We start from the raw sequence: 1,223 nt of genomic DNA on the forward strand, positions 1-1,223 counted from the left end.
GTGACTGGGAACGTCCGCGCGCGAACGGACGGGTTGACCAGGGCCGCACCCGTCTGGATGTCGAACTCCCACCCATGCCAGGCGCAGCGAACGATTTCGTTCTCGCGGTGGTAGATGAATTCGGGTCCCTCGACTGGAGCGGTCGTTCCGCATTGCGGCCCTTCGCAAAGCGGAGCGCCTCGGTGAGGACAAACATTCAGCAGCGCATGGAAACTATCGCCGATCCGGAACACGCCGATCGACAGGCTGCGCACCTTGGCGATGAATGGCGTCCCGACCTGGATCTCGTCGGCGCGACAAATATACGTCTTCTCGGCCATTTGGGTCCTCGTCACGCTGCCGCGGCGGCTTGCGGGCGGGGGATCCGCTTGTAGACGTCCAGCGCATTCTGGCCGAGCACCTTGCCGCGCCATTCCGGCGGGATGTGCAGCGTGTTGACGTCATCGTAATCCCAATGCGGGTAGTCGGACGCAAACAGCAGCGTGTTCTCCCCGTCCATCGCCTCCAGGATCGCCCAGAGGTGTTTGACGTTCGGCGGTTGCTCCAACGGCTGCGTGGAGAAGCGTATGTTGCGTCGACAATATTCCGACGGCAGCATCTTCAGCCATGGCGTCTCCTTGCGCAGGGCTTTGTAGTCGGCGTCAAGTCGCCAGAGCACCGACGGCACCCAGGCGATGCCGCACTCGATGACGACAAAGTAAAGATCCGGCCATTTTTCGAACACACCATGCGCGATCATGCTCGCGACATGCGACATGGCCGACATGTGCAGGATCGCATGGGTCTCCCAGAAGAAAGTCGTGGGCGCCGGCGCGACGGCATTCCAGTTGATGCCGCCATGCCCGCCAAGATGTATGGCGAACGGCAAGCCGACCTCGGCACAGGCCTCGAAGATCGGGTGATAGAACGGATCGCCATACGGCCGCACCGAGCCTTGGGAGGCCAGAACTTGCGCCATCCGGGGATGCGCGCCGAGCCGCCGGATCTCCGCCGCCGCAAGGCGTGGGTCCTGCGGCGCGATGACGATGGAGCCCATCAAGCGGCTGTCTTTCGGCAGCCATTCATTGATCTGATAGTCGTTATAGGCGCTTACCAGCGCGCTGGCGTAATAGGGATTTGCCAGCGTCGAAGCCTCGATCGGCTCGTCGCCAGTCAGGATTGCCACTCCGATATTGTATTTATCGAGGTGCTTCTCCTTCATGATCAGGTAATTGTCCGCCTCG

2 protein-coding genes are annotated in these 1,223 nt (G+C 61.6%); both read right to left on the reverse strand.

From position 1 onward, the window contains the following. A partial coding sequence (locus EOA75_RS32980) for a Rieske (2Fe-2S) protein (RefSeq protein ID WP_164747760.1) occupies positions 1-320 on the reverse strand: 320 nt, incomplete at its 3' end. Between the two features lie 11 nt (positions 321-331). Continuing rightward, positions 332-1,223: amidohydrolase family protein (locus EOA75_RS32985; RefSeq protein ID WP_164747761.1), on the reverse strand; the 892-nt coding region annotated here is incomplete at its 5' end.

The sequence above is a fragment of the Mesorhizobium sp. M1A.F.Ca.IN.022.07.1.1 genome (assembly GCF_003997575.1).
Lineage (GTDB): Bacteria > Pseudomonadota > Alphaproteobacteria > Rhizobiales > Rhizobiaceae > Mesorhizobium.